Annotated in this window: 4 protein-coding genes and 1 pseudogene; all 5 read right to left on the reverse strand. The window is 51.8% G+C overall.

Going from position 1 to position 6,000, the window contains the following annotated elements; genetic code table 11:
* Positions 1–904: 904 nt before the first annotated feature.
* Positions 905–1,219, reverse strand: a complete 315-nt coding sequence (locus tag APQ99_RS11345; RefSeq protein ID WP_049917019.1) for a hypothetical protein — start codon at positions 1,217–1,219, stop codon at positions 905–907.
* Between the two features lie 24 nt (positions 1,220–1,243).
* Complete coding sequence (locus APQ99_RS11350; protein WP_136361247.1) at positions 1,244–2,173, reverse strand: ribonuclease H family protein; 930 nt, start codon at positions 2,171–2,173, stop codon at positions 1,244–1,246.
* A 921-nt stretch (positions 2,174–3,094) separates the two neighbouring features.
* Entirely contained in the window at positions 3,095–3,418 is a 324-nt protein-coding gene (locus APQ99_RS11355; RefSeq protein ID WP_089872558.1) for a hypothetical protein, read from the reverse strand.
* 231 nt (positions 3,419–3,649) lie between these two features.
* A pseudogene (locus APQ99_RS11360) lies at positions 3,650–4,919 on the reverse strand (RNA-guided endonuclease InsQ/TnpB family protein).
* A 119-nt stretch (positions 4,920–5,038) separates the two neighbouring features.
* Complete coding sequence (locus APQ99_RS11365; protein WP_274546385.1) at positions 5,039–5,959, reverse strand: IS4 family transposase; 921 nt, start codon at positions 5,957–5,959, stop codon at positions 5,039–5,041.
* Positions 5,960–6,000: the final 41 nt, after the last annotated feature.

The following is a 6,000-nucleotide window of genomic DNA, read 5'->3' on the forward strand; positions in this document are numbered from 1 at the left end:
TCCGACGATTTGTTAGAGAGGCTTTCTTTGGACGACATCACGAGAAATGAACAACACCCTCTCACCCCTATCGATTTGTTCTACCCACAAAGGTGGGGTAGGGGTCACTCGATGCCAATCACGCTGTCACCACCCCTAAGCCGAATTTTCGTTGGATGAGCTGTTGTCTTCTCTATCTATTCTTCTTTCTTCTAGTTCTAGTACTAGACTAGCTAGAGTAGACACACCCCTATCGATTTGTTCTGATCAATTGGAGTCGCTCGATTTGGCTTCGTTTCTTGACTTAAACAGGTCCCTGTAGCGTGGGTATGGTCAGCCTCGACATCCCCAATACAAGTCCTTAGACTTGCTTCTGAGCTCAACCAGTCTCCCCTATCGATTTGTTCTACTTCGTCCTCGTCTCCCGAAATAGTCAAAAAACAATCCTATAAAAGCGTAGAATATAGGGAAGAACTCCTGATCGCCGTCTCTCTCATTACTTCCATCGGTGTCAAACTGCTCCCGAGCTGCTCTTTCCCGTGAGAACAAATCGATAGGGGTGAGAGGGTGGTTCCAAAGTCAGTACCGTAATATGCAGAATCCGTTCCCCAGCGAGGCCTTCCGCGTTCATAATTCTATCCTGGAATTCAGGAACGTCTCTCCTCAACGATCGAACTGCCCATAGCTACGCCCCTGAACAAATCGATAGAGGTGACTCTGTGTACGTACGTGGATTCGGTGAACAAGTCGATAGGGGTGAGCCTCCGCATCCTGGCGATTAGAATGCAATTCATCGGATTCTACGTCACTGTAGGGTCGATGCGTACTGTCCGCGTGTCACCGATTGCAAGACGATTTGAGTCTCTATCGCCAGTTAACCAACGCGAAGATGTCTTCTGGTAGCCTTGTTGGTTAAGGGCGGCGGTCACATCTCCCGATCGATTTCGAGCTTCCGCATAGCTCGTTCGAATACGTCCGGATGACGATGGGCAAGATTCTCGAGATGATTCCGAATGGACTGGGCCGGATTGACGTCGACATCATCCGTGTCCTGAAGTTCACGCCAGAACTGATGCATTTCTTCGCTTACGGAGACGCCTATTGTGTGGTCCTTCACGCCAGTGTTGAGTGCGTCGTAGTAGGGTTCGGTGTCGAAGTCCGACGAACCTTGCTGGTCCACTCGGTCTTTTTCCTCCGCTGCGTCATCCATCGCTTCGCCGAATGGATTGTCGTTGCTCATACGCTCTTATTCTTAAGCTTAATATTAAAGATATTCGTCTAACGTCTCGTCCGTGATCTGGACGTCTTGTTCGGCTGCGAATTGCTGCGCACCAGCCCGGAATGCATGATAGCACTTCTGTCGAGTATTACGCGGAGTCCCATCGCTGACTTCGACGACGGTCTCGATGGCACTCGCCGTGTAGGGGTCGGACGGATATCCAGAATCGTACTCTTCCTCACGGGCCCAGGCAAGCCACCTGGCGATGAGTTCTTCTGTTTCTGCGAACCCGAACCGTTCCAGTGTCCGATCCTTCGCGACGAGTCGCGAACTGAATGTCTCGCGCAGTTCGTCGATACGATTACCAGCACGCTCCGTTCCGAACAGGAAGAGAATGAATACGGGTTCACTTTCTCCTAGGTCACCAACGCTCTGCAACGCGGCTAGTAGCTGCTCGAAAGTTCGTGTATTCCGAGCTGCATCCTCGAGTTGGTCAACCTGAATGATACATGCGATATCGAGGGCTTCGAGCTGGTCGGCAACCTCCTCGACGATCTGTCGAACTTCGTCTGTGGCGTGCGGGTACGACTCTGGAATCTCGAGGTCATCGTACTCACTGAGCTCGTCGAGAAGGCGTGTATAGAAGCGACGTGTCGTGATGGACTCCACTTCGCGTATTCGAGCGACTCGGAACTCTTCGCTCCGAGGGCCATCTGAAAGAGCGTCGTACACGAGATCACGGAAGTGAGATTTTCCAGCACCCCGTTCATCGATGATCGAGATGTGGCCTGCTCGATTCAGGATGTGGCTCGCGACTTCGTTGAGTAGATCTTGATTCGCACGCACCGCAATACTCGCATCAGGAAGTGTTTCAGCCGTGAACGGAATCCGCTCTGGCTTGATCCCGAGTTGATTCGCATAGGTCTCCTGTGCCTCCTCTGTTTTATCGAGAGCCTCGGTGAATTGGTCGCTCATAGTGGCTCCACATACTGAACCGACTTAAATCTAATCTGAATATTAATCTTAAGATTAACTACGGTCGTTTCAGTCACTCTCAGAATCGAGTCCCTATCGAAATCTGAATCTCTCGAATGCGCGGAAGACATCCATTCTACGGTAACAGTAGTTGCTAGCGCGATTTCTTTATTCAGAAAGGTTCCTGAAACTGAAACGGCTAAATCGGTAAGTAGGTATGCATATTGACCGCCGAGCAGGATAGTAACCCAAGGACTATAGTCAATAAACCGAAGAAATATGTAGGCCAGAAATGAAGGAATCGATACGTTCTTTGAGAAGAAATCAGTGGCAATTCCGCCTTGTGGCTATTTCCCTACTCAACGTTGTTTGGTCTTTTACTGCAGTTCGAACGTCTAGTACAACGTTTCCGTTTGGGTTATCCACATACGAGCTGTTCCTCGGCGGTTCACTACTCATTCTCACGCCCGTGTTTTATCATGCAATATACCGGGATACTGGGGGTATTCGGGAGAGCGACTCTCCGTGGGTACCAGACAGGCGAATATGGGTCGGCGGTGGCGTTTGCTTCTCGTTTCTCTCCATCATGTTGTATCTCAACCCTCTTGCCCACTACGTCGCCGCAATCTATCTGATTCAACGGTATCGAAAGACTGTGCCGACTGGCCCTGCTAAGAGCATCAATTGACGAATTAGTCAAACAAAGGGGTTTCACCGAGTCTCGCGGGTAAAATGTCAAGAACATAGATGGTCAGAATCGCCCAATATACGCTCTGAACTAACCGGCTGTTTCACCCAGTACTCTGAATAAAGAAACCGTATCGTCAACTACTGGTAAGATATTGATACTGGAACCGGCAGCAACAAGTCCACAAGGTTAACCAACAGACACGCCAGTATTCTGCACTTGTTGGTTAATCTCTACTCGCTCGGATTCACTGGCCCCTTGTATTGAGATTTGATTTTGTCACCCTCTCTCCACTGCCAGTAGTAATATCGATTCCCGTTGATCTCCTTCTCAGTCAGTGTGGCTTTGGTAGGGACGTCTTCAGGTAAATCCTCAGGGCGTTCTTGAGGATCGTCTTCATCATCAGCTTCGTTCAACCGCGCCTCTCGCTCTCGATACTCCGCGAGTGCATCAGCATACTTGGCGATAGACCGGAGCGTTTCCGCATTGCACTCCTCGAGTGAGGACGCTACTTCTCCGGGAACCTCGGGTGGGGTCGCTGGTTCTGAGTACGACATGGGTGGGCTTTAACCAACAAATGGTACTCGAAGGCTTAATTTTGTTGGTTAAACGGGGGCCTTCGATTACGACTGTCCTGCGCTTCCCGACCCACTTCTCCGCAAATGAAGGGGGTTGATGTCTTAGCCGGCGACCTGTCCATACTCGGCACTATGCGACCGCGATCTAATACACACTTGGCGTTGACATCCTCCTCGCGCGAAAGCGTGAGGTTCCCGAGCGTTGAGATATTATGGTTCGCAACTCACCTGTTCGATCGGTGCGAAACGCCCCGAGGTCTGATTGAACAAGTGAACTGCTGGCCGTGCCAAACGACCGTTACTCATATCCCCAGTTGGAGGATTCTGAGTTATCTTTCTCCGGATGTTAACCGCACCGTTCACGTCCGCATTCATCGTCGCTCCGCACGACTCACAGGCGTACAAGCCACGCTCCACACGATTCGCGTCACGCTTTTGACCACAGCACGAACAAGTCTTCGACGTATCTCGCTCTGAAACACGATCAACGAGGATACCGTGTTCTTCAGCCTTGTATTCGAGGAGACGAGTGAAGCGTTCGAACTCCCACCCGTGGAGTTTCTTGTTTCTACTTCGACCCCAGTTTCGGGAATCGCCGTTTTTGTCCTCTCGAATCTCGCTCAGGTCGCCAATAGCGATTCGACCAATCCCGCGGTCTATACACTGCTCAACGATCTGCTTGGCGAGGGCATGTAGAAAGTGGTCTTTCCGCCGAGACAGTTTTTGCCGAGCGCGGAGTGCCCGTCGTGACGACCCGTTTTTGCCCTCGGTATCGTACTCGTTTCGCGTAAAGTAGTGTTTGTCTTGCTTGAGAACGTTTCCCGGATACAACTCAGCATCACCATCGTCGTATGCAATGACGAGGTAGTTACTGATACCGAGGTCAATACCAGCCGTCCTGTCACCGGGAGAATCCTCTACGGGTATTTCGACCTTGCAGACGAGATGGAGTTCCCAGCGGTCGCCGTTCCACACGGCTCGAACCTGTTGGATGTTTTCCACAGCTACGTCCGGTCGCGTCTCGTACTCACAGAGGATGAAGTCCGAACGATGGTTCTTGAGGTTGAAGCCTTTGCTCAAACGGAGTTGATTGTGCTTGGAATCGTGCTTGATGCCGTTCTGCTTCCATGTCACGGTGGAACGTGGATGGTTGTCGCCTCGCTTTTCTGTAACCGGGTGGATTTGCGTTAGTATCGCCGTTCTTGCGCTTTTTGAACCAACCGTTGAACGCCTCAGCGAGTTCTTCGAGAACGCGCTGACTTGATTGAGAATGCAGATCACTGTAGCGTTCGTGGTCTTTTAGTTCGCGCTTGAGGTCGGCTTCAGACGGAATTTCCCCGGTCTCATCCCATTCTTGTTGAGTATGATAGCGAGCGACGTTCCACAGTTTCGATGCCGAGAACCCGCACTGGTTGAGGTCGTCACTCACCTGTTTGTGGTTGACAACCTTCGCTCGATAGGTGCGGGTTGTTTCCAGCATCAGACTGTGTTCATAAGCACTTATGGAAATTAAGTATTAAAACCGTTGGTTGAGATTGAAAACTCAGGCTCTGTCATCAGTAGTTAGTACAGGAATTGTCGGCTGTCATTCGTCTTTAGCTAAGACTCACACCTCGGTTGTGTAGCGGTAGCGAGCGTCTCCTGTAAGATCGGTCGTTGCTGGTGAATCTTCTGAGCGTCCTCGATCAGCCGCTCCAGCAACGGCGGTGGCGAGTAACCGAGATACTCACCGAGTTCCTGGAGGATGAGCTGGGCGTGCGACCGGAAGGTCGCCGCCCAGCGTTCCGGTGGAAACACGATTTCGTCATCGGCCTGTTCGGTGACCAGATCCAACAGCTCACGACTCACCAGCAGTGACAGCAACGCCGCATACAGCAGAATTTTCACCACATCCGGGTCACTCGTGTTGAACTCGTCCAACTCGTACTGCGTCTTCAGTTCACGAAACAGCGTTTCTACCTCCCAACGACACCGATACAACGTTGCTAGATCCTCCGGGAAGAACTCATCTCGCGGCAGATTCGTAATGTAGAGATGGTAGTCGTCGGCGTCCGAATCGCGGACGCCGACGACGCGGAATCGCTTCGTATCCAGCGAGCGCGTTCCCTCGTACTGGCCCCGCTTGAACTCCGCTTCGACCTCTACGTCGATGTACTTCCGCGAGATATCATCGACCACATCGTGGATCTGCTTGCCCTCCAAGGGAATGGCGCGGCCGCGCCATTCCCGCAATTCCTCCGTTATCAGCGGATTCGCGTTTTCTTTCAGCCGACTCACGAAGTAGCCGTCGTTCTCATCGATCAACGCGAAGCGGCGGTACTTGAAGTACGCTCGATCGAACAGAACGAGCCGTCCTTGGAGCCACGAGCCCGTTTTGAACAGCGTGCTGTCGTGCGTTTTCTCGTCCGTCACATCGATCCGTTCAATCGTCTCATCGGTGGCGTTGTGGAGCAGGTGGAGCTTCGCTTGCCTTGTTTTGCCACCGATTGAGGGAAGTTTCAGACTCTCTCCCGGGAAGATTCCGTCAAGCTAACCAGGAATTGGACGCCGTCTGGCGATAT

Source organism: Halobacterium salinarum DSM 3754 (assembly GCF_008124605.1).
GTDB classification, from domain to species: Archaea; Halobacteriota; Halobacteria; order Halobacteriales; family Halobacteriaceae; genus Halobacterium; species Halobacterium salinarum.

Coding starts and splice junctions, on each gene's coding strand:
- APQ99_RS11345 (WP_049917019.1), bottom strand. CDS start 1,219: ATGAGCAACGACAATCCATTCGGCGAAGCGATGGATGACGCAGCGGAG.
- APQ99_RS11350 (WP_136361247.1), bottom strand. CDS start 2,173: ATGAGCGACCAATTCACCGAGGCTCTCGATAAAACAGAGGAGGCACAG.
- APQ99_RS11355 (WP_089872558.1), bottom strand. CDS start 3,418: ATGTCGTACTCAGAACCAGCGACCCCACCCGAGGTTCCCGGAGAAGTA.